The sequence below is a fragment of the Stenotrophomonas sp. TWI1151 genome (assembly GCF_039673135.1).
Taxonomy (GTDB): domain Bacteria; phylum Pseudomonadota; class Gammaproteobacteria; order Xanthomonadales; family Xanthomonadaceae; genus Stenotrophomonas.
In genome coordinates, this window is the sequence record NZ_JBDJLA010000004.1 from 34,625 (window position 1) to 55,710 (window position 21,086).

17 protein-coding genes are annotated in these 21,086 nt (G+C 67.0%); 7 read left to right on the forward strand and 10 right to left on the reverse strand.

Annotation, left to right across the window (positions count from 1 at the left end; all coding sequences use genetic code 11):
* The gene (locus tag ABE422_RS07115) at window positions 1-1,563 is read right to left on the reverse strand and encodes an oligopeptide:H+ symporter (protein ID WP_070470348.1); all 1,563 of its coding nucleotides are present in this window, start codon (window positions 1,561-1,563) and stop codon (window positions 1-3) included.
* Window positions 1,564-1,740: 177 nt separating this feature from the next.
* Between ABE422_RS07115 and ABE422_RS07120 the strand changes: the two genes are divergently transcribed.
* Complete coding sequence (locus tag ABE422_RS07120; RefSeq protein WP_313210343.1) at window positions 1,741-2,589, forward strand: endonuclease/exonuclease/phosphatase family protein; 849 nt, start codon at window positions 1,741-1,743, stop codon at window positions 2,587-2,589.
* Between the two features lie 81 nt (window positions 2,590-2,670).
* Here ABE422_RS07120 and ABE422_RS07125 read toward each other — a convergent pair whose 3' ends face one another.
* Window positions 2,671-3,282: a superoxide dismutase gene (locus ABE422_RS07125; RefSeq protein ID WP_123730769.1), complete on the reverse strand. Its 612-nt coding sequence runs from the start codon at window positions 3,280-3,282 to the stop codon at window positions 2,671-2,673.
* Window positions 3,283-3,550: 268 nt separating this feature from the next.
* Here ABE422_RS07125 and ABE422_RS07130 point away from each other — a divergent pair, with 268 nt between their 5' ends.
* Together ABE422_RS07130 and ABE422_RS07135 are read left to right on the forward strand one after the other, a co-directional pair.
* Window positions 3,551-4,024 carry a ribonuclease domain-containing protein gene (locus ABE422_RS07130; RefSeq protein WP_313210346.1) on the forward strand — a complete coding sequence of 158 codons (474 nt, stop codon included), beginning with the start codon at window positions 3,551-3,553 and terminating at the stop codon, window positions 4,022-4,024.
* The gene (locus ABE422_RS07135; protein WP_346482732.1) at window positions 4,021-4,467 is read left to right on the forward strand and encodes a barstar family protein; all 447 of its coding nucleotides are present in this window, start codon (window positions 4,021-4,023) and stop codon (window positions 4,465-4,467) included. The genes ABE422_RS07130 and ABE422_RS07135 overlap by 4 nt, the downstream gene beginning before the upstream one ends.
* 106 nt (window positions 4,468-4,573) lie before the next feature.
* Here ABE422_RS07135 and ABE422_RS07140 read toward each other — a convergent pair whose 3' ends face one another.
* Entirely contained in the window at window positions 4,574-6,289 is a 1,716-nt protein-coding gene (locus ABE422_RS07140; RefSeq protein WP_346482733.1) for a hypothetical protein, read from the reverse strand.
* A 9-nt stretch (window positions 6,290-6,298) separates the two neighbouring features.
* Complete coding sequence (locus ABE422_RS07145; protein ID WP_346482734.1) at window positions 6,299-6,898, reverse strand: NfuA family Fe-S biogenesis protein; 600 nt, start codon at window positions 6,896-6,898, stop codon at window positions 6,299-6,301.
* 90 nt (window positions 6,899-6,988) lie between these two features.
* On the opposite strand from ABE422_RS07145, the gene ABE422_RS07150 reads away from it, so the two are divergent.
* From ABE422_RS07150 to zupT, 3 genes are all read left to right on the forward strand, one after another.
* Window positions 6,989-7,330, forward strand: a complete 342-nt coding sequence (locus ABE422_RS07150) for a 4a-hydroxytetrahydrobiopterin dehydratase (RefSeq protein WP_019182889.1) — start codon at window positions 6,989-6,991, stop codon at window positions 7,328-7,330.
* A gap of 4 nt (window positions 7,331-7,334) precedes the next feature.
* Window positions 7,335-7,754: an energy transducer TonB gene (locus ABE422_RS07155; RefSeq protein ID WP_313210355.1), complete on the forward strand. Its 420-nt coding sequence runs from the start codon at window positions 7,335-7,337 to the stop codon at window positions 7,752-7,754.
* A gap of 107 nt (window positions 7,755-7,861) precedes the next feature.
* The gene (zupT, locus tag ABE422_RS07160; RefSeq protein WP_019182887.1) at window positions 7,862-8,671 is read left to right on the forward strand and encodes a zinc transporter ZupT; all 810 of its coding nucleotides are present in this window, start codon (window positions 7,862-7,864) and stop codon (window positions 8,669-8,671) included.
* A 176-nt stretch (window positions 8,672-8,847) separates the two neighbouring features.
* Here the strand turns inward: zupT and ABE422_RS07165 are convergent, their stop codons facing one another.
* Window positions 8,848-9,786: an RluA family pseudouridine synthase gene (locus tag ABE422_RS07165; protein WP_019182886.1), complete on the reverse strand. Its 939-nt coding sequence runs from the start codon at window positions 9,784-9,786 to the stop codon at window positions 8,848-8,850.
* 442 nt (window positions 9,787-10,228) lie between these two features.
* On the opposite strand from ABE422_RS07165, the gene ABE422_RS07170 reads away from it, so the two are divergent.
* Window positions 10,229-13,699, forward strand: coding sequence for an Rne/Rng family ribonuclease (locus ABE422_RS07170; protein WP_346482735.1), 3,471 nt, complete (start codon window positions 10,229-10,231; stop codon window positions 13,697-13,699).
* A gap of 278 nt (window positions 13,700-13,977) precedes the next feature.
* Here the strand turns inward: ABE422_RS07170 and ABE422_RS07175 are convergent, their stop codons facing one another.
* Genes ABE422_RS07175 through ABE422_RS07195 form a run of 5 tightly spaced genes read right to left on the reverse strand, consistent with a single transcriptional unit; the run spans window position 13,978 to window position 21,062 of the window.
* Window positions 13,978-14,841: an endonuclease/exonuclease/phosphatase family protein gene (locus ABE422_RS07175; RefSeq protein ID WP_346481739.1), complete on the reverse strand. Its 864-nt coding sequence runs from the start codon at window positions 14,839-14,841 to the stop codon at window positions 13,978-13,980.
* A gap of 8 nt (window positions 14,842-14,849) precedes the next feature.
* On the reverse strand, window positions 14,850-18,032 hold the full coding sequence (locus ABE422_RS07180; RefSeq protein ID WP_346482736.1) for a discoidin domain-containing protein: 3,183 nt from the start codon (window positions 18,030-18,032) through the stop codon (window positions 14,850-14,852).
* Window positions 18,029-18,865: a carbohydrate ABC transporter permease gene (locus ABE422_RS07185; RefSeq protein ID WP_123730759.1), complete on the reverse strand. Its 837-nt coding sequence runs from the start codon at window positions 18,863-18,865 to the stop codon at window positions 18,029-18,031. The genes ABE422_RS07180 and ABE422_RS07185 overlap by 4 nt, the downstream gene beginning before the upstream one ends.
* On the reverse strand, window positions 18,862-19,743 hold the full coding sequence (locus ABE422_RS07190; RefSeq protein WP_123730758.1) for a sugar ABC transporter permease: 882 nt from the start codon (window positions 19,741-19,743) through the stop codon (window positions 18,862-18,864). The genes ABE422_RS07185 and ABE422_RS07190 overlap by 4 nt, the downstream gene beginning before the upstream one ends.
* Window positions 19,740-21,062: a sugar ABC transporter substrate-binding protein gene (locus tag ABE422_RS07195; protein WP_313210393.1), complete on the reverse strand. Its 1,323-nt coding sequence runs from the start codon at window positions 21,060-21,062 to the stop codon at window positions 19,740-19,742. The genes ABE422_RS07190 and ABE422_RS07195 overlap by 4 nt, the downstream gene beginning before the upstream one ends.
* Between the last annotated feature and the right edge of the window lie 24 nt (window positions 21,063-21,086).

The following is a 21,086-nucleotide window of genomic DNA, read 5'->3' on the forward strand; positions in this document are numbered from 1 at the left end:
TCAGGCGGTGCGGTAGTTGTCGACCATACGATAGCGCTTGGCATACCAACCGAAGGCCAACGCCGCCAGGAACGCAAAGCCGGCGAAGAAGAACATCAGGAACGCCGCCTCGCTCAAGCCGGTACTGGCGATCTGGTGGGTCACCGTATCGTTGCGCACCGCCGCGTTGGACAGCAGCACCCACAGGTTGCCGATGGTGGTGGTCAGGTTCCAGAAGCTCATCACCACGCCCTTCATGGCCTGCGGCGCCTGGCTGTAGGCGAACTCCAGGCCGGTGGCCGATACCAGCACCTCACCGAAGGTGAGCAGCGCGTAGGGCAGCATCTGCCAGAAGATGGACATCACGTTGCCGCCATCCATCATCACCTGGATGCCACCGACCACGATCCAGGCCAGGCCGCTGAAGGCGATACCGGCGGTCATCCGGCGCAGCGCGGTCGGCTCGAAGCCGAAGCGGCGCAGCATCGGGTACAGCACCAGGTTGTTGAACGGGATCAGGATCATCACCAGCAGCGGGTTCAGCGCCTGCATCTGCGACGCAGTGAACCAGCTCGGCATGGCCATCTGCTGGCCCTGCAGCACCCAGGTCGAGGCCTTCTGGTCAAACAGCGAGAAGAACGGCGTGGTCAGGGCGAAAATCACCAGCACGCGCAGCACCGAGCGCACGCCCTCGACCGCTTCGGCCGGATGCACCGCACGGGCGCGGTCCAGCTGGATCCAGGTACCGCCACCGATACCGGCCAGCAGCAGGACCAGCGCGATGCACAGGCAGATCACGATGCCCAGGCTGCCCACCAGCCCCATCGAGGCCACCGCCAGCACCGCGCCGAGAATGGCCAGGGTACGCCCCGGACGGCCCTTGCCCGGCACCTGTGCCGACAGCGCGGTGCGCACCACGTTGCCGAACGAATGCGGGTCCTTCGGCGGCAGCGGCACAAGCACATAGCGCTTGCGGCCCATCCAGAACACGAAGGTGGCCACGAACATCAGAATGCCCGGGATGCCGAAGGCCCACGATGGGCCCAGGTTCTTCAGCGCCAGCGGGATCAGCAGCGAGGCGAACAGCGAGCCGAAGTTGATGATCCAGTAGAAGGCGTCGAACACGACCTTGGCCAGATGCTTGTTGCTCTGGTCGAACTGGTCGCCCATGAACGAGGCCACCAGCGGCTTGATGCCGCCCGCGCCCAGCGCGATCAGGCCCAGGCCGACGAAGAAGCCCTGGCGGCTGTCCTCGAAGATGGCCAGACAGGCGTGACCGGCGCAATAGATCAGGCTGAACCACAGGATGGTGTGGTACTTGCCAAAGAATTTGTCGGCCAGCCAGCCACCGAGCAGCGGGAAGAAATACACGCCGATCATGAAGCTGTGCATGATGTCCTTCGCCTCACCGGCGCGGCCATCGGCGGTGATCTCCTGCAGCAGCAGCGAGGTGATCAGGAACTGCACCAGGATGTTGCGCATCCCATAGAAGCTGAAGCGTTCGCAGGCCTCATTGCCGATGATGTAGGGAATCTGGCGCGGCATCTTGCCTTTGCCTGCGCTGGCGGCTGCGATATTGCTCATCCTGTGGGGCTGTCCTGCGAACACGAAAGGACCAAGATTACCGGAACCCCCTACCCCAGCGCACGCTGCACAGCTGCATGACAGGCGGCGCCGGACATGGCAGGCGGGCCCGAAACGACCGCGCGGGATGGCGCCCATGTCACGGATCGTCGACGGGGGAAGCGTAAACTTATCGTTATGCGCACGCACATCAAGGGTCAGACCCGACGTTGGACCGGCTGGATCCTGCTGCTGTTGCTGGCGGCCCCCGCCGCAGGCGCGCATGCGCGCCAGGCCGAGGAGGCCCTGCCCTCGCTGAAGATCGCCACGCTGGAACTGCCGACCCAGGACGATGCGCAGTGGCAGCAACGGCGGGACCAGGTGCTGCAGCTGCTCGAATCCATGCAGCCGGACGTGATCGCGGTGCAGCGCGTGCTGCAGACCCAGGGGCGCAATCCGGCCTGCTGGCTCGCCAGCCGGCTGCGCTACAGCTGCGATTTCGTCACCGCCGATCCGCCCAGCCAGCCGTTGCGCCATGGCAGCGCGATGCTGACCCGGTTGCCGGTCACCGATGACGCCGTCACCCTGCTGCACCCGCCCGGGCAGTTCAGCGCGGCCGGCATGGTACGGATCAAGCTGCGCGAAGAGCTGATCAACATCTACGTGGCCCGGCTACGGCCGGAGCCGGATGACGCGCAGATCCGCCGGCACCAGACCAGCGACCTGATGACCTGGATCGGCGCGACCGCCGAGGGCCTGCCCTCGCTGATCGCCGGCGATTTCTCCGCGGAGATCACCGAACTGGTGGGCAGCACGCCGGGCTTCCAGCCAGCCCGCAAGAACCCCGGCGAACGCGTGGACCCGCCCTCACTGGCCGGCGCAGCGCGTGGGCACGGCCTGGACGTGCTGTTCCAGGTGAAGTACTTCGGCGGCATCCGCCAGGACAGCATCAAGCTGCCGGCCAGCGAGAGTGACCCCACCGCGATGCGCCTGGGAACCATGGCGACCCTGCGCCTGCAGACGCCGGAAAGCACCAGCGCGCCCTGACGTCGCAGCGCTGCGGGCGGCGCAACGAAAAACGGCCAGGCATCGCTGCCTGGCCGTTCGCGTTTCAGGTGACCGTGCCGATCAGGCAATGGCTTCCTGGTAACGACGCTCGACTTCATTCCAGTCGACGACGTTGAAGAACGCGCCGATGTATTCCGGGCGACGGTTCTGGTACTTCAGGTAGTACGCATGTTCCCACACGTCCAGGGCCAGGATCGGCGTGTTGCCGTCCATCAGCGGGCTGTCCTGGTTGGCGCTGCTTTCCACCACGACCTTCTTGTCCGGGGTGACGCTCAGCCAGGCCCAGCCGCTGCCGAAACGGGTCAGGGCCGCCTTGGTGAAGGCTTCCTTGAACTTTTCCAGGCCGCCCAGCTGCGAATCGATCGCCTTGGCGACATCACCGACCGGCGCGCCGCCGCCGTTGGGCGACATCACGGTCCAGAACAGGGTGTGATTGGCATGGCCGCCGCCGTTGTTGCGCACGACGCCCTGCAGATTTTCCGGCAGCGACTTGGTCTTCTTGACCAGCTCTTCCACCGGCAGGTCGGCGAACTCGGTGCCTTCCAGCGCGGCGTTGACGTTGTTGATGTACGTCTGGTGATGCTTGGTGTGGTGGATTTCCATCGTCGCTGCGTCGATATGCGGCTCGAGCGCGTCGTAGGCGTAGGACAGCTTGGGGAGGGTATAGGCCATGTGGTTCTCCTGGTAGCTCACTCACCCGGCAAAGACCGGGCGTTGCGGAGTCGATGATGGGGATGGCCGATAAGCTTACCAAGGGCCATGTAAAGGAAACTTCGTCCTGCGCGGTCGATCGCGTGTCCGGATCGTGACGCGACAGTGACGGGGCACGCCGGGCACCGCGGGCTCCTTCGCCGTACAACACGCCTGTTCGGCTGGGCCTCACCGTGCGGGGCGATGATCGCAGTAGAGTAGTCGCCTCGCCCATCGCCCCTGGCCCCTCATGCGCAAGCCACTGCTGTTGTTGATCGCCATCGCGCTGCTGGTGGGCGGCCTGGCCGCCATCAAGCTGGCCCAGCGCCCGCCCGCGCCGCAGTTCGCGCCCTCGCTGACGCAGCCGGATGCCGCGCCGCCCGCCGGCGCCGCGACGTCATCACCGGCATCGACCCAGGCAGTGCGCGATCCCCTGCCCCCCTTCCTGCCCGCCGAGGCGCGCGACACCATCGCGCTGATCCAGCGCGGCGGCCCGTACCCGCACCGGCAGGACGGCAGCATTTTCAGCAACCGCGAACAGCGCCTGCCGCAGCGGCCGCGCGGCTACTACCACGAATACACGGTGGACACGCCCGGCGCCGGCAATCGCGGCGCGCGGCGCATCGTCACCGGCGGCACACCCCCTACTGGCTGGTTCTATACCGATGATCACTATGAAACGTTCCGCAGTTTCGACGTTCCACCTGCCGGGAGCTGGCAATGACGCATGACGGATTCGAATTGGGCCTGCACGACATCAACAATGCCGGCATCTATGCGATCGGCAACGATGATGTCGCCCCGTTGTCGGCGGCGATGCGCGATGCCGGCCTGCGCGTGATCCAGATCGATCTGGACGGCTGCCACGACAAACGCACGCTGCTGATGCGCCTGGCCGCCCGCCTGGATTTTCCAACCGGCTTTGGCGGCAACTGGGATGCGCTGACCGACAACCTGCGCGACCTGGCCTGGCTGCCGGCCAACGGCTATGCGCTGTTCTTCAGCGACGCTGATGCCCTGCGCAGCGATGCCGGCGCCGATTTCGATACGCTGCTGGATGTACTCGACGAAGCCAGCCGCTACTGGAGTGACGGCAACGTGCCGTTCTGGGCGTTCGTGGCATTGCAGGATGCGGACGTGGAACCGGACGCGGACCCCGCACCGTAACGCCCAGCATCCGGTAGAGCCACGCCATGCGTGGCTGCGAGGCGCCTGATGCCTGACCCTAGGGCAGCCACCCATGGGGTGGCTCTACCGCCGATGAGGCGCAGCCTCATCGGCTGCCGTTGTCTTCCTGCAGCTCTTTCTTGAACGGGATGTCCGGCGGCGGCCGCGCGATGGCCGGCTGATCCTGCATGTTGGGATCGCTCAGGCCGCACCCGCCACCGAACTGCAACACGGAAATCACGCAGGAAATGGACGAACTCGTGCCCGGGATCGGAATCTCCACGGCCTTGATGCCCTTACGCACCCACTCGGCCAGCAACGATTCGTTGGGGGCCCAGTACTTGTCGAACGAGGTCGGCGTGTAGTCGTACGGTGGGCGCTTGAGCCATGTGCCGGACTGTGCGATGCGCTCCTTGCTCCAGCCGTCCTTATCGCCGCCCGGTGCGCCACGCTCGCTGTTAGCGTGCCCGTCCTGGCCTGGCACGCGCACGCTGCCGTCGGCCTTGAACAGGCTGCCGCCCGTACCTTGGGTCGCACTCACGGCCCGGCCATTGAGGTCGGCATCCTGCGGATGATTGGCCGCACCCCAGTCGTCGGACCGGTTGGGCGTGGTCCAACTGCCCGGGGGCGCCCTGGAGGGGCTCGACGCGGCGCGCGCTGCAGTCGCCGCCGTGGATGCACTCGCCGTACTGCTGGCATTGCTTGCCGCCGCCGGTGATGGCGGTGCCGGGCGCGGGGCGGCGTTGGGCACCGCGCGTTCGCGTACGGCGACCTCCGGCGATCGACCGGGCACCGCCACCTCGCGCGTGGGCACTGTGGCCACGCTCACCGCCGGCGCGGTCACCGGCCGGATCTCGCGTTCGCGCACCTGCACGTCACGTTGCGGAACGGTGGCCTCCACCCGTGGCCCGGGAATGGCCACGGTCGGTGTCGGCGCTTCTATCACGGTGACCTGCCGCTCCTGCACGCTCAGCTCGGGCGTGCGCACCTGCGGTTCGGCCGGGCGCGGCGCCGGTACGGTGGCACGCGGCGTCGGCGCCTTCACCGTGACCACGGTGCGCTCACGGACGGCGATGTCCTGTGGCTCGCGCGTCATCACACGCACGGCGGTGCGCGGGACGCTGGTCGGCGGCACCACGAAATCGGTCGTGGCCAGGGCCACCTCGGTCGCCTGGACGGGCTGTTCCACCGCGGGCGTGGCCGGCGCGGGTGGCGCCGGTTGCGGCTCGCTCGGCGGCGCCGGCGCTGCGGTCGGCTGCGGGGCCGAGGCTGTCTGCGCATCGGCCTCGGCCTGCGCCATCGCCTGGGCATTGGCCATCGCCGCAGCGACCGCCGCTTCCGCCGTGGCCGGCTCGGCAGCGGCGGGTTGCGCGCCTTCCTCCTGCTGTGGCGTGCCGCGTCCAACGAACGCCACCTGCACACGCCCGCTCTCACCGCCCTGGTCCGGTTCGGCAGGCGGCCGGATCAAGGCGACCCACAGCAGCAACAACGCGAACATCAGATGCAGCAACGCGCTGATCACGGCCGAGGTCCAGCGCATCCAGCGCTGATCGCGCGGCGCCGGATCCCAGCCCTGCCAGAGCAGGCGCCGCATCGCCTGGACGAAACTCAGTTCCGGCAGGCGCCCGCCCTGCGGAAGCGGCTCGCGCTGGGCCAGCTCGGCCAGCACTTCGCTGGCCCGGAACGGCCGCGGCAATGGCGACAACGCGCGCAGCCACAGGCCCCATCCATAGGGGAGGCCGGTGGTTTTTTCGAGAATGCGCTTGTCCGGCTGGCGAGCCAGCAGCCAATCGAGGATGTCGTCAGCCCGGCGCAGTGGCACGCAGCGCGATCAGGCTGCCGTGCCGCGGGGAATGTACGGCGCGTCGCCACTCTCGTGGTCGGTCGCATCGCGTACCGCGGTGATGCCGGGCACACGCCCCATCAGGGTTTTTTCGATGCCCTGCTTGAGCGTGACGTCGGCCATGCCGCAGCCCTGGCAACCGCCGCCGAAGCGCAGCATCACCACGCCATCGGCCGAGACTTCCTGCACCGCGACCTTGCCGCCGTGCGAGGCCAGCTGCGGGTTGACTTCGTTCTCCACCACCCAGCGCACGCGCTCGACCAGCGAGGAGCCTTCGGTCGGCGCCTCGCCCTTGATCTTGGGGGCCTTGATGGTCAGCTGCTGGCTGCCCGTGGCATTGGTGACGAAATCGATCTCGGCACCATCGAGCCAGGCCACGCTGGTAGCGGCCACGTAGAGGGTGAAGCCATCGCAGTCCACGGCCCACTCGTCACCGAGCAGCTCACCGGGATCGGCGAACTCCAGGCGGGCATCGGCGCGCGGGGTACCCGCATCGACGGCGGTGAGGCGTACGCCCATGCCGGGCACGGCCTCACGTTCGATCAGCTTGCGGAAATAGGATTGGGCAGTGTCGGATATCTGGATCATCGGGCTATTCTAGCCAATCCCTTGTTATGCGCTCATTCGGTTTATACACCTGACCGCGCATTGTTCAGTCATACAGATGTGGAGGAACCCATGGCCGACCTGATTCCGCTGGCGCAAGCCCACTGCGTGCCGCGCAAAGGCAGCGACCACAAGCTCGGCACCGCCCGGGTCACCGAGCTGCTGGCGCAGATTCCCGGCTGGGAGCTGGCCGAGGCCGGCCAGGCGCTGACCCGCACCTTCCGCTTCGACAACTACCACGGCACCATGGCCTTCGTGAACGCCCTGGCCTGGGTGGCCCATCGTGAAGATCACCACCCGGACCTGGGCGTGCATTACGACCGCGCGGTGGTGCGCTTCTCCACCCACGATGTGGGCGGCCTGAGCGAGAACGACTTCATCTGCGCGGCGAAAGCCTCGGCCCTGACGGAGTAAGCCCATGAAACTGCAGTACCTCCTGCTGTCCAGCCTTGCCCTGGCCGCCCTGGCCGGCTGCAACAAGACACCCGCCGAACCGGCCGCCCCGGTCGCGGCACCCACCGAGGTCGCCGCGGTCAAGACGCCACCGCCGGAGTACCCGATCGAACTGGCCTGCCAGGGGATCGGCGGCACCAGCACCTTCAAGGTGACCATCGCCGCCGACGGCCAGCCCAGCCAGGTCCAGCTCGCCAGCGGCAGCGGCAACGCCCAGCTCGACGAGCAGGCGCAGAAGGCCGTACAGGCCTGGCAGTTCAAGGCGGCCACGCGCGCCGGGCAGACGGTTCCGACCACGATCCAGGTGCCGGTCAGCTTCAATCCGCCGCAGCCCAAGCCCGACCAGTGCTTCGCGGTCGAAGAACGGCTGCGTCGCGGCGGTTGATCGCCGCGTTGTGTTGAGGTCAGCCGCCGCAAACCTCGTGCTCCCTACTCCGCGCCCCGGTGATGTTGCCCGGGGCGCGCTGCACTTCTACAAGGACGCGTTGGCGGATGCCTGATATTTCCAGTGAAAACGTATGGATCGCCCTGGCGGTCACCCTGGCCGCCGGCCTGGCCACCGCCCTGGGCAGCCTGATGGTGCTGTTCTCGCGCCGGCCCAACCCGCGCCTGCTGGCGTTCGGACTGGCCTTTGCTGGTGGCGCGATGGTCTTCGTCTCGCTGACCGAGATCCTCAACAAGGCGATCGACTCGTTCACCCAGGCCTACGACGCCCGGCTGGGCTTCGCCTATGGCACGGCGGCCTTCCTGGTCGGCGTGCTGCTGATCGTGGTGATCGACCACCTGATCCCGAACCCGCACGAGAGCCTGGACAAGCAGGACCCGCTGTTCCGCGACAACAACAAGGCCTACATCAAGCGGGTCGGCCTGCTGACGGCGGTGGCGATCACCGCGCACAACTTCCCCGAGGGCCTGGCCACGTTCTTTGCCACGCTGGAAAGCCCGTCGGTGGGCATGCCGCTGGCCTTCGCCATCGCCATCCACAACATCCCCGAGGGCATCGCGATCGCGGTCCCGGTGTATTTCGCCACGCAGAACAAGTTCTACGCGTTCGGCGCCAGCCTGCTGTCCGGCCTGGCCGAGCCGATCGGCGCGGCAATCGGGTATGTGGCCCTGTCCGGCGTGCTCAACCACGCCACGTTCGGCTGGGTGTTCGGGATCATTTCCGGGGTGATGGTGTTCCTGGCCCTGGACGAACTGCTGCCGGCGGCCAAGCGCTACGCCAAGGGCCACGAGACCGTGTACGGCCTGGTGGCCGGCATGGGCAGCCTGGCGATCAGCCTGGTGCTGTTCAAATGGTGAGGCCCGGGCGCTACCCCGATAACGCCGGACGCTGTTGCCCGGATAACGTCGGCGCCGGGCCCACCGCCCGGTAGTGCCGGCCGCTGGCCGGCTCTTCCCGATGTCGATCAAGGCTGGGCAGAGCCGGCCAGCGGCCGGCACCACCCGCCGATCGGCGCGGGCTTATCTGCCGGCGCTTACTTCAACCGGTTCAACACCTCGACCAGCTCCTCGGCCAGCGGTGCATTGATCAGATACGGCGTCTTGCCTGCATCCAGCGCGAACTCCAGCGATGCGGCGTGCAGGAACAGTCGTTTCAGGCCGATCTGCTCACGAAGTCGCTTGTTGACGTCCGGATCGCCGTACTTGTCGTCACCGGCCACCGGGTGACCCAGATGCTGGGCATGCACGCGGATCTGGTGGGTACGGCCGGTTTCGATGCGGACCTCGCAGTACGAATGCCCACCCTTGCGCTCCAGCACCTTGAAGTGGCTGATCGATTCCTTGCCGATCGGATTGACCTGCACGTGGCGCTCGCCGCCCTGGCGCAGACCCACGTGCAGCGGGGCATCCACGGTCATCGTGCCATCGGGCATGCGGCCGGCCAGCAGGGTCAGGTAGCGCTTGCGGATGCCGGCGCCGTGGTCTTCGCGCAGCAGTGCCTGCAGCTCGCTCAGCGCCGAGCGCTTCTTGGCCACGATCAGCAGGCCCGAGGTATCCCGGTCCAGCCGATGCACCAGCTCCAGGGTCTTGCCCGGGCGCAGGGCACGCAGCGTTTCGATGGCGCCGAAGCTGATGCCGCTGCCGCCGTGGCTGGCCACGCCCGACGGTTTGTTCAGGGCCAGCAGCCGATCGTCTTCGAACACGATGGCATCTTCCAGCCTTTTCATGAACGCCGCGGGCGGACCGGCCTTGTCGCCTTCCTCGTTGAGACGGACCGGCGGGACCCGGACTTCGTCGCCGCCCTCGAGCTTGCGCTCGGCCTTGGCGCGGCCGCCATTGACGCGGACCTGGCCACTGCGGACGAGCTTGTAGATCAGGCTGCGCGGTGCACCCTTGAGCTGGCCGAGCAGGAAGTTGTCCAGGCGTTGCCCGGCGCGGTCGGCCGGGACAGTGATGATACGTACGCTGGTCATGGCTTCAGCGGCTTTGGGGGTGGGCTCGGTAACGGTCATTGGCCTTTTATTCTGTTACACTCGGCGGGCGAGATAAGGGATTGATTTCGTTGGAAGTTGTTCTGGGCCAGAAGCCCGACTTCCCGCGATTCCGGCACAGTGCGCAGCCACCGCCCCCGGGGCGGCCATGTTAGCGGCTCACCGGCGGTCCCGGCCATCGCCGGATGTCTGACACGCATTCGCGCTGAACATGTCCCTGTGGCGCTCCAGCCTGGCTGAAAGCTGCCTCCGGCCCCGTTACACCCAAACCAAAACAAATGAAGCGCTCCCGCGGCCTGCCGTGGTGTTGTAGCGCTGGAAACCCAAACCGCCCTCCCCGCGCATGCGCGATGGGCGGTGAAGCGTGACCAGAAGCGAAACCCCATGGCGTTCCGCGCGGTAGCAGCGCGCGAGGAACGCAAGAATGAAGCGAATGCTGATCAATGCCACGCAGGCTGAAGAGCTGCGGGTAGCCATCGTGGATGGCCAGACGCTGTACGACATCGACATCGAACAGCCGTCCAAGGAACAGAAGAAGTCGAACATCTACAAGGGCCGCATCACGCGCCTTGAGCCTTCGCTGGAGGCCGCTTTCGTCGAATACGGCGGCGAGCGCCATGGCTTCCTGCCGCTGAAGGAAATCTCCCGCGATTACTTCCAGGCCGGCGTCGACCACAACAAGGCCGGCATCCGCGAGCTGCTGCGTGAGGGCCAGGAAGTCGTGGTCCAGGTGGACAAGGAAGAGCGCGGCAACAAGGGCGCTGCCCTGACCACGTTCATCTCGCTGGCCGGCCGTTACATGGTCCTGATGCCGAACTCGCCGAGCGCCGGTGGCGTCTCGCGTCGCATCGAGGGCGAAGACCGCGCCGCGCTGAAGGAAGCGCTGGACAAGCTGAACATCCCCGACGACATGGGCGTGATCATCCGCACCGCCGGCGTCGGCCGCGATGCCGAAGAGCTGCAGTGGGATCTGGATTACCTGCTGCAGGTCTGGAAGTCGATCGCCGAAGCGGCGCTGACCAAGCCGGCCTCGTTCCTGATCTACCAGGAATCGCGCCTGATCGTGCGCGCCCTGCGTGACTACCTGCGCGCCGATGTCGGCGAGATCCTGGTGGACACCGAAGAGCTGTACGAGACCGCCCAGGAGTTCATGCAGCAGGTGATGCCGCAGACCCTGCGCAAGCTCAAGCATTACAAGGACGACATCCCGCTGTTCAACCGCTTCCAGATCGAATCGCAGATCGAAGGCGCGTATGAACGCAACGTCCGCCTGCCGTCGGGCGGCTCGATCGTGGTCGACCAGACCGAAGCGCTGACCGCCATCGACGTCAACTCCTCGCGCGCCACCAAGGGCAGCGACATCGAGGACACCGCCTTCCAGACCAACCTGGAAGCGGCCGAAGAAGTGGCCCGCCAGCTGCGCCTGCGCGATCTGGGTGGCCTGGTGGTCATCGATTTCATCGACATGGCCTCCAACAAGCACCAGCGCGAAGTCGAGAACCGCCTGCAGAACGCGCTCAAGTACGACCGTGCGCGCGTGCAGCTGGGCCGCATCTCGCGCTTCGGCCTGATGGAAATGAGCCGCCAGCGCCTGCGTCCGAGCCTGGGCGAATCCAGCCAGATCGTCTGCCCGCGTTGCGACGGCCATGGCCGCATGCGCAGCGTCGAGTCGCTGTCGCTGTCGATCATCCGCGTGGCTGAAGAGCATGCGATGAAGGAGAACACCGGGCAGGTGCTGGTCCAGGCCCCGGTCGAGATCGCCAACTACCTGCTCAACGAAAAGCGCAGCGCGCTGCGCGAGATCGAACAGCGCCATGACGCGCCGATCGTGATCGTCGCCGACGAGCAGCTGCACACCCCGCATTACGAAGTCACCCGCCTGCGTGAGAACGAGCTGGGCGAAGAAAGCGGCAAGCCGAGCTACCAGCGCGGCACCCCGCGCAAGCTGCCGGTGCACGCACTGACCAAGGCCCAGCTGAACATCCCGGTCGCCCCGGTGGTGACCCAGGTCAAGCACAGCCAGCCGGCCCCGGTGCGTGAAGCGCCGGAACCGGAAGCCGCACCGGCCCCGGTCGCCGCCCCCGTGGCCGCCCCGGCGGCAACCGGCGTGGTGGGTTGGCTCAAGCGCATCTTCGGTGGCGAACCGGCCCCGGCCGCCGCACCACAGCCGGGCAACCGCCCGGGCCAGGACGGCAACCGCAACGGTCGCAACAAGGACCGCAACGGCAAGGACCGCAACGGTCGCCGCGATGAGCGTGGCGAGCGTGGTGGCAACGGCAATGCGCAGGCGCAGGGCCGTGGCAAGGACCGTGGTGAGCGCGGCGAACGCGGCCCGAAGGGCGAGCGTCGCGACGAGCGCCGCCAGGACACCGCCGCACCGGCCAACGGCAATGCGGCACAGGTGCAGGCACCCGCCCAGGGCAAGCCGCGCAACGAGCAGCAGCCGTCCAAGCCGCGCAATGAAGCGCGCAATGACCAGCAGCAGCCGAAGCTGAAGCAGAAGCAGGGCCAGAACGGCCAGGCCAAGCCGCAGCAGAACGACGGCGACAAGCCGGCCGTGAGCGAGAAGCCCGCGCGTCAGCCCCAAGCCGATGCACCGAAGCCGACCACCGCTGCGCCGGTCGCTGCCGACGCCGCCGTGATCGCTGCGGCTGCCGTGGTCGCCACCGATGCCGCCGCGCCGGCCGCCCACGTCCAGGAAACGGCCAAGGCCGCTCCGGCCGAGGACGCACAGCTGGGCGACACCGACGCCACCGAACAGGGTGACGCGCCGGCCAATGCCGAAGACGGTACCGGTGAAGGCGCTTCGCGTCGTCGTCGCGGCCGTCGCGGTGGCCGTCGTCGTCGTCGTGGCAATGGTGAGCAGGCTGCCGGCAGCGATGGCCTGAACGGTGACGACAACGGTCTGGATGACGAGGGCGACGACCAGGACGGCGATCAGGACGGCGATACCGCCGCCCCGGCCGAGCGCCAGGTCGCCAACAACGGTCAGCCGCAGCCGGAGTTCGAGTTCGACGACGAATCCGGCAACGCGCCGGCCGCCGCGCCTGCGCCGGTCCAGGCCCCGCGCCCGGCCCCGGTGGCGGCAGTGGCTGCCGCCGCTCCGGTCGCCGTGGTCAGCAGCCCGGTCGTGACCGCGGGTCATGCCGAGCCGACCCCGGCACCGGTGGCCGACAAGGCCCCGACCCCGGTCGTCGAGAAGGCTGCTTCCCCGGCCGTCGAGCCGGTCGCCGAGAAGGCCCCGGCCTCCTACAACGACCCGGTGCCGTTCGTGGAAAGCCCGAAGCCGACCCCCGCTGCTGCCCGGCCGGCTGCGCCGGTGGAAGCCGCGCGTCCGGTTGAACCGGTCGCTGCTCCGGCAGCCCCGGCCCCGGTCGCTGCTCCGGTGGCGCCGGCTCCGGTCGCTGCTCCGGCGGCTCCGGCGCCGGTCGCTGCTCCAGTGGCGCCGGCCCCGGTTGCTGCTCCGGCGGCCCCAGCCCCGGTCGCTGCTCCGGCGGCGCCGGCCCCGGTTGCTGCTCCGGCGGCTCCGGCTCCGGTTGCTGCTCCGGCGGCTCCGGCTCCGGTTGCTGCTCCGGCGGCCCCGGTCGTTGAGACCACCCCGCAGGAAGTGAAAGAGCCGACCGTCGCACCGGTGCAGACCAGCATGCTGGATGCCGTGGATGCGACCCAGGCCCCGGCACAGCCGGCGGCCCCGCAGGCCCGCACCGAATCGGCCCCGGCAGGCCCGGTCGTGCACAACGGTCAGCTGTTCGGTTCGGCCGCCAGCGAAACCCCGGCGGCGACCAACGCTGCCGAACAGGCCGCGCAGGCCGAAGCCCGCGAGGACATCCCGACCGATGCCCCGCAGGCCGAGGAAGGCGACAAGGCCGACCAGGAAAAGAAAGACACGCTCTGATCCTGAGTGACTGACGCAACAAACAGACAGCGGCCTTCGGGCCGCTGTCTGCGTTTGGGGTGTTGGATGACGCAGGCATCGGCGTGCGTCAGGCGGTCATGAGGGCGGCACTGAGAGCAATCCACGCATGGCGTGGATCTACACACGCCATCGGACGCAACAAGGGTAGACCCACGCCACGCGTGGATCCTGCACGGGATACATCAAATGCAGAGCCACGCCATGCGTGGATGCGGCCGTTTGCGTGCTACGCCGTCACCGACGACGCGGCGCGCACCTCAGGGCGTCGTCGCGCCGGCGTTTCCGGTGCCCGGCGCGAACTGCAGCCGGGTCCACACGCCGTAATGATCCGACGCCCAGCGGCCGTCTGCGTACGGTTGGTCGAACAGGATCTTCGCCTCACGGGCGAGCAGTCGATCCTGCTGGAAGAAGATGTGGTCGATGCGCGAGGGCGCGTCGTAGTAGTGCCGGTTGAGCGTACTGACCTGGGCCAGTTCGTTGTTGACGTGCACGCTGCCGTAGCTGTCCCCGTAGTGGTTGCGCAGCTCGCTCAGGTCACCGGCATCCACCAGTGCATTGAAGTCCCCCGCCACGACCACCGGCGCGTCGCCTGCGCTCTGCGCGATGAAGGCCAGCAGATCCGCCACCTGCTCTCCACGGATGCGGCTGCCCACCTCGTCCGAACGCTCATTCAAGTGCGTTGCGTAGACGTTGACCGGGCGACCCTCCACGTCGATGCGCAGATGCGCCACGGTGCGGTAGTCGCCCAGCGGTGCCAGCAGATGGTCGTTGCGCGACAGCACCGGCCGCCGGGTCAGCAGGGCATTGCCGTAGCGCTTGAAACGCCCCGGCGGATCGGTCGAGACGAACTGATACTCATAGCCCAGCTTGCGCGCCAACCATGCGGCCTGGTTACGCACATGGGGCTTCTGGATCACTTCCTGCAGCGCGATCGCATCGGGCTGCAGTGCCTGCAGTTCACGCAGGATCACCTGGCGGCGGGCCGGCCAGTTCTCGCGATCGTGGTGAAGATTGAAGGTGACCATGGTCATCTCCTGCGCGGGTGCCGCCACGGCGCTCTGCGCCAGTGCAACCAGGGGCGCGGACGCCAGCACCGCGGCCAGCAGGCCGCGCATCATCATCTTCCTCATTACGGTGCCTTGCGTTCCGCCCGGCGTACCGACGCCGGAATCTCGATCTCGACCTTGGCCGGCACCTGCATCACGCGCAGTTCGCCGCCCACCCATTCCGCCGGCTCACCATTGACGGTGGTGGCGCCCGGCTCGCCGCTGTACGGCCACGGCAGCACCACGCCACCGACCGGCGGCACCAGGCCGGCCGACACGGTCAGGGTGAGCTGCTTGTCGTTGCGGAGCAGCGCGTAGTTGAGCTGCCCGTTCGGGGTGCGCAGGCCCTGCACGCCGACCCCCTTGCCTTCCAGCCAGCGCGACGGCACGCCCGCGGCCAGCACCAGGCTGTCGTCGATATCGCGGCTGTAGGCGAACATGTCCAATGCCGAACGCACGAAGTCCGAGGCCACCCACGCATGGGGCAGGTCCCCCAGGAAGAACGGTTTGCGCGGCGTGCGCGAGACCACTTCGGCCCACTGGTTCCACGGCTGCGGTGCACGGTCCTTGAAGAAGAACTCGGTCGCCTGCCAGGCGCGGTCGCGCCAGCCCAGGCGCACGAAGGCGGCCACGTTGCGCCACTCGTACGGGGTGTAGTCCTTCCACTCGCGCTTGCCATCGCGGCGCGCTTCGAACTCGCTCCAGTAGCGCTCGAACGTGTTGTTCAAGTAGGGCTGCGGCAGGCGCCCCTGCTCACCGGCCGGCGCCAGTGCGATGGTGGTCGATGTGGCATCGAAATCACCCAGCTCGGCCGAGCCGGGCAGGTAGTCGATCTTGTGCTGCGCGGTCGCCGCCAGCAGCGAAGCCTGCAGGTCGTCACGAAACTGATCGCGCGACTCACTGATCTGCATCGCTTCGGCCTTGCCGAGCGTGCTGGCGATGATCGCCGCGTCCTTGTAGCCGCGCAGCGCCCAGAAGTTGTCCCAGTACGAATGCATCGGCTTGGCCGAATAGCCTTCGTGGCTGATCGAGACCGGCATCATCCCGTAGAAGGCGGGGTTGCGCGCCCGATTTTCTTCGGTGCGTTCGCTCAGGCGCAGCTGCTCCATGTACTGGTAGGCGCCCTGCACGTGTGGCCACATCACCTCCAGGAAGGTGGTGTCACCGGTGTAGCGCCAGTACTCGGCGATGTTGAAAATGAGCTCGCCATGGCTGTCGTTCTCCGGCACCGGATCGCTGCCGCGCGAATCGACGCAGCACGGCACCTTGCCATTGTCGAACTGATACGGCGCATACCAGTTCACGTACTGCCGCACCGCATCGCTGCGGCCCATGCGCAGCAGCCCTTCGGAGATCATTGCGCCATCGCGGATCCAGCTGCGCGAATACGAACGCGTGCCCGGCTGCAGGCTGGGGCCGATGCGCGAGATCAGCATGTGCGCCAGCGCGGTGCGCAGCGTATCGGCCAGCGGCTTGCCGGCCGCCGGGACCTGCAGCGTCACCTGGTCCAGCTTGGTCCGCCACATCGAGGCGACCTGCTGCTGCGCCTTGGCCGCATCGAAGGCCTTGGGCATCACCCAGTTGCCGGTCTGCGGCAGCACGATGGCGACCTCGCGGCTCTGGCCAGGCTCCAGCTTCCAGCGGTACAGCAGCGCGCCCGAGGCCAGGCCGGTGCTGTCCTTCACTTCGGTGGTGCCCGGCAGCTTGCCGCTGGCCAGGTGGACCACGTCGAACTTGCTGTCGAACGCGGTGGCGAAGGCCGCGTCCGGTGCCTGTGCCGGGTACAGGCGCGGCGTGCCGTTGACGTCGACATGGGTCGGGTCGAAGGACAGGTTGTTGATCGGGCTGACGCCGCCGACGGTATTGAGGAACTGGGTCGGCGGGTTCACCTGCCACGGGCGCACGGCCAGGGCCAGGGTGTACTCGTGGGCGACCTTGTCGGGGTTGCGCAGGGTGTAACGACCGACCAGCTGCGCGTTGTCCGGCGTGCCCTGCACGAAGCCGGTCACCTGCAGGCCAGCCTTGTCGTGGGTCCAGCCGACGTTGGCGATCGGCAGGTAATCGTCCTGCAGCGACTGGTCGGTCTTGACGTCGGCCCAGCTCAGCAGTTTGTTGTCCACCAGCACGAACGGTTCGACGCTGAAGCTGGCCTTGGCCACTTCCAGCGCACCGTCTTCGCCGATCAGGGCCTGCTCGCGGCCGCCATCCAGACCCAGCAGCGTCCAGTACGGCTGCTCGCCGGTGAAGCCGCGCGGCACCGAACCGCGCGGCAGGTCGGCACCGACCGAACGGACGAAATCATTCGGGGTATCGGCGAACTCGAGCGGCTTGAGCGTGATATCGCGGATACCATAGCGCCAGCTCGGGCCGCCCTTGAGGTCGAAGCGCAGATAGCGCGCGTCCGTATCCGGCAGCGCCAGCCAGTCGCGGCCACCGCCGCCGGCGGTCACCTCACGCAGCGTATTCCAGCTGCGCCCATCGGCCGAGGAACGCACCACGTAGCGGGTGGCCTCCAGTCCGGGCAGCCATTCGATCACCGCCCCGCCAAACTCGCGCACCTTGTGCAGGTCCAGGCTGATGGTCTGTTCGGCCACGCCGCCGCTGATCCAGACCGTGTCCGGCTTGCCATCGACGATGCGGTTCTGCAGCGCGGTGGCGGTATCGGCGATCACCGACGGGCTCAGTGAAGACGTATCGGCCGGCGGCAGTCCCTGCAGCGTGAGCCGGTCGAAACAGACCGTGCCCTTGCCGCCGACCTTGCTGTAGATCGTGAATTCCACGGCCGCGCTGCGCTTGAGCGTCTTGTCGGTCTCCGGGCCCCAGGCCTTGTCGATCTGGCGCTTGCGGTACTGCACCGGCGTCCAGGTTTTGGGGAACGCATAGCCGGGGCGGTTGACCCACCACACGTTGTCGCCGCTGGCGTCGATCAGCTTGAACTGCAGATCGTTGGCAGGGGAATCGCCGCGCAGCTGGAAGCCGAACTTGTAATTCTCCGGGTACTGGATGCCCAGCTCGCGGCGGATGCCGACATAGCCGGACACGTTGTGGAAGTCGTAATCCACGCACAGCGCGCGGCCTCCGCCACTGCCGGCCACGCTGCGCAGCGAGCCGCTGACCTGGTCGGAGACGACCAGCTTCCACGGCGACATGTCATCGAAGCTGTCCAGCACCTTGGGTGCGGGCAACACCGGCGTCGCCGGCGGTGCGGCTGAGGCCGCCAGTGACCAGACCAGACCCAGACCCACCGCGACGACGGCATGCTTCACCCTTTGACACTCCCCAGCAACAGACCTTGGATGTAATAACGCTGCAATGCCAGGAACAGCAGCAGCACCGGAACCACCGTGACCACCGCGCCGGCCATCATCATTTCAACGTCCATGATGTGCTCGCGCGAGAGCGTGGCCAGGGCCACCGGGAGAGTGTAGTGCTCCTGGTCGGTCAACACGATCAAGGGCCACATGAAATCGTTCCAGGCAGCCATGAAGGTGAAGATCGACAGGGTCACCAAAACCGGCTTGAGCATCGGCAGCACGATCTGGAAGAAGATCCGCAGCTCCCCTGCCCCGTCGATGCGGGCCGCTTCGAGCAGCTCGTCCGGGATCGAACGGGCGTACTGGCGGACCAGGAAGATGCCGAACACCGTCGCCAGCGCCGGCACGATCACGCCACCGAAGTTGTTGACCAGGCCCAGCTGCTTCATCAGCAGGAACAGCGGCAGCATCGCCACCTGCGCCGGGATCACCAGCGCGGCCAGCAGCAGCTGGAAGATGCGCTCGCGGCCGGCAAAGCGCAGCTTGGCGAAGGCATAGCCGGCCATGGTGTTGAGCAGCAGCGAGCCGAAGGTGATGGCCAGCGACACCATCAGGCTGTTGACGAAGTTGTTGGCCATGCCGGTGCGCGCGAACAACTCATGGTAGTTCGCGGTGGTCAGCGAGGACGGCAGCAGCGGCGGCGGAAAATGTGCCGCTTCGCCGGTCGGCATGAACGACACCGACAGCATCCACAACAGCGGCGCCAGGCTCAGGACCGCCAGCACCACCAGGCCACCATTGACCCACCAAGCATGCCAGCGCGATTGACCGATTTCACGACTCATACCAACTGCCTCTTGCGGCCGAAACGCAGCATGATGCTGGTCACGCCCAGGATGATCAGGAACAGCAGGAACGCCACCGCGGAGGCGCGCCCCAGGTTCCACCACTTGAAGCCTTCTTCAAACATGAAATACAGCACGCTGACAGTGCTCTGCAGTGGGTCGCCACGCGTCATCACGTAGGGCTCTGCAAACAGCTGGAAGTAGCCGGACACCGTGATCACGCCGACCACCAGCAGCACCGGGCCGAGCATCGGCAGGGTGATGTGCAGGAACTGCTTCCAGCGCGAGGCACCGTCGATGCGCGCGGCCTCGTACAGGTCATGCGGAATCGCCTGCAGGCCGGCCAGGAAGATCACCATGTTGTAGCCGAAGTTCTTCCACACCGCGAACAGCATGATGGTCGGCATCGCCCAGTTCGGGTCGCCCAGCCAGTCGATCGGGCTGATGCCCAGATGGCCCAGGCCGTAGTTCACCAGGCCGTAGCTGGTATGGAACAGGTAACGCCAGATCACCGCCACCGCGACCAGGGTGGTCACCACCGGAGCGAACAGCGCGGTACGGAACAACGCTTTGAAACGGGCGGCCGGTGCATTGAGCAGGATCGCCGCACCCAACGACACCGCGATCGACAGCGGCACACCGACGATCACGAAGTACGTGGTATTCCACAGCGACTTCCAGAACATCGGGGTCTGCAGCAGATCGATGTAGTTGCCCAGGCCGACGAAGCGCAGGTTGTCACCGTCGGCCAGTGCGTACAGATCGAAATCGGTGATGCTCAGCGCCAGCGCCGAGAACACCGGCAGGCCGAAGAACACCGCGATGACCAGAATGGCCGGACCGGCGAACATCCAGCCGGCAAGCGAACGCTGCTTCATGGTGCCGCCTCCGTGGCCACCGCACTGGAGTGCGCCGTGTCGCTCGCCCCGGAGGATTCCTGCCGGTGCTGCTCATGCATCCAGCGGCGTTTGGCGAGGACCTTGTCCACGCGTTCGTCCAGCTCTTTCACTGCTTGATCCTGGTCTAGGCCACCACGCACCACCTGTTCGGTGGTGATCCGCATTTCCTGGGCGATCCGCTCCCACTCCAGCACCTTCGGGGTCGGCTTGACCCGCTCGAGCTGGTCGCGGAACGGCTGCGCCAATGGGTCGTTGGCCAGCGAGGGGTATTCCCAGGTGCTGCGCCGCGGCGGCAGGTCGCCGATGATCGAATGGAAGCGCTCCTGGATCGCCGGGCGCGACAGGAACTCGATCAGTTTCCACGAGGCTTCTTTCTGCTTCGAATCGCGGAAGATCACCAGGCTGGTCCCGCCGGCGATGCCCGCGCCCGGGCCATCCGGACCCGGCAGTGCGGCGGTGCCCCACTGCCCTTCCAGTTCCTTGGGCTGCAGCTTCTTGAACTCGCGGATGTTCCAGGGGCCGGACACGTAGAACACATTGAAGCCGCGGAAGAACTCGTCCCAGACGTTGGAGATCTGCGTCTCGGACATGCGCGGGGCCCAGCCCTGCGCGAACATGTTCTCGTAGAAGCCCAGCGTCCTGCGGAAGCCCGGGCTGCTGAAATTGCCACGGGTGTCTTCATCGCGCAGCAACGGATCGGGCTGCTGCAGCGCGAAGGACAGCTGCTGCTCGAACTCGTTGATCGGCATCAGTACCGCGTAGCGGTTCGGGCCCTGCATGGCCTTGATCGCCGCCATCATCTCGTTCCACTCGGCCCAGCTGCGCGGCGGGTGGTCGTAGCCGGCCTTGGCGAGCATGTCCTTGCGGTAATACAGCAGGCGCGTATCCACGTACCACGGCACCCCGACCAGTTCGTCGTGGATGACATTGGTATCCCAGATGCCCTGGAAGTAGTCGGCCGGGTCCACCACCTTGGACTGCGCCACGTAGGGCTGCAGCGGGGTCAGGGTATTGAGTTCGGCGAACTCGGGGATCCAGGTATTGCCCAGCTGGCACACGTCCGGCAGCCCTTCGGCGGCGAACGCGGTCAGCAGCTTTTCATGCGCGGCCGTCCACGGGATGTTCTGCACATCGACATGGATGCCGGGATTTTCCGCTTCGAATTCACGGACCAGGCCGGTGACGACTTCGGCCTCGCGGCCCATCGCCCAGAAACGCACGGTGACCCCTTCCGGTTCTTTCCGGCAGGCACTCAACAACAGACTGCCGGCAATCAGCAGCAACAGACTCAACCCCAGCTTCGGGCGCGACGACAATGGCAC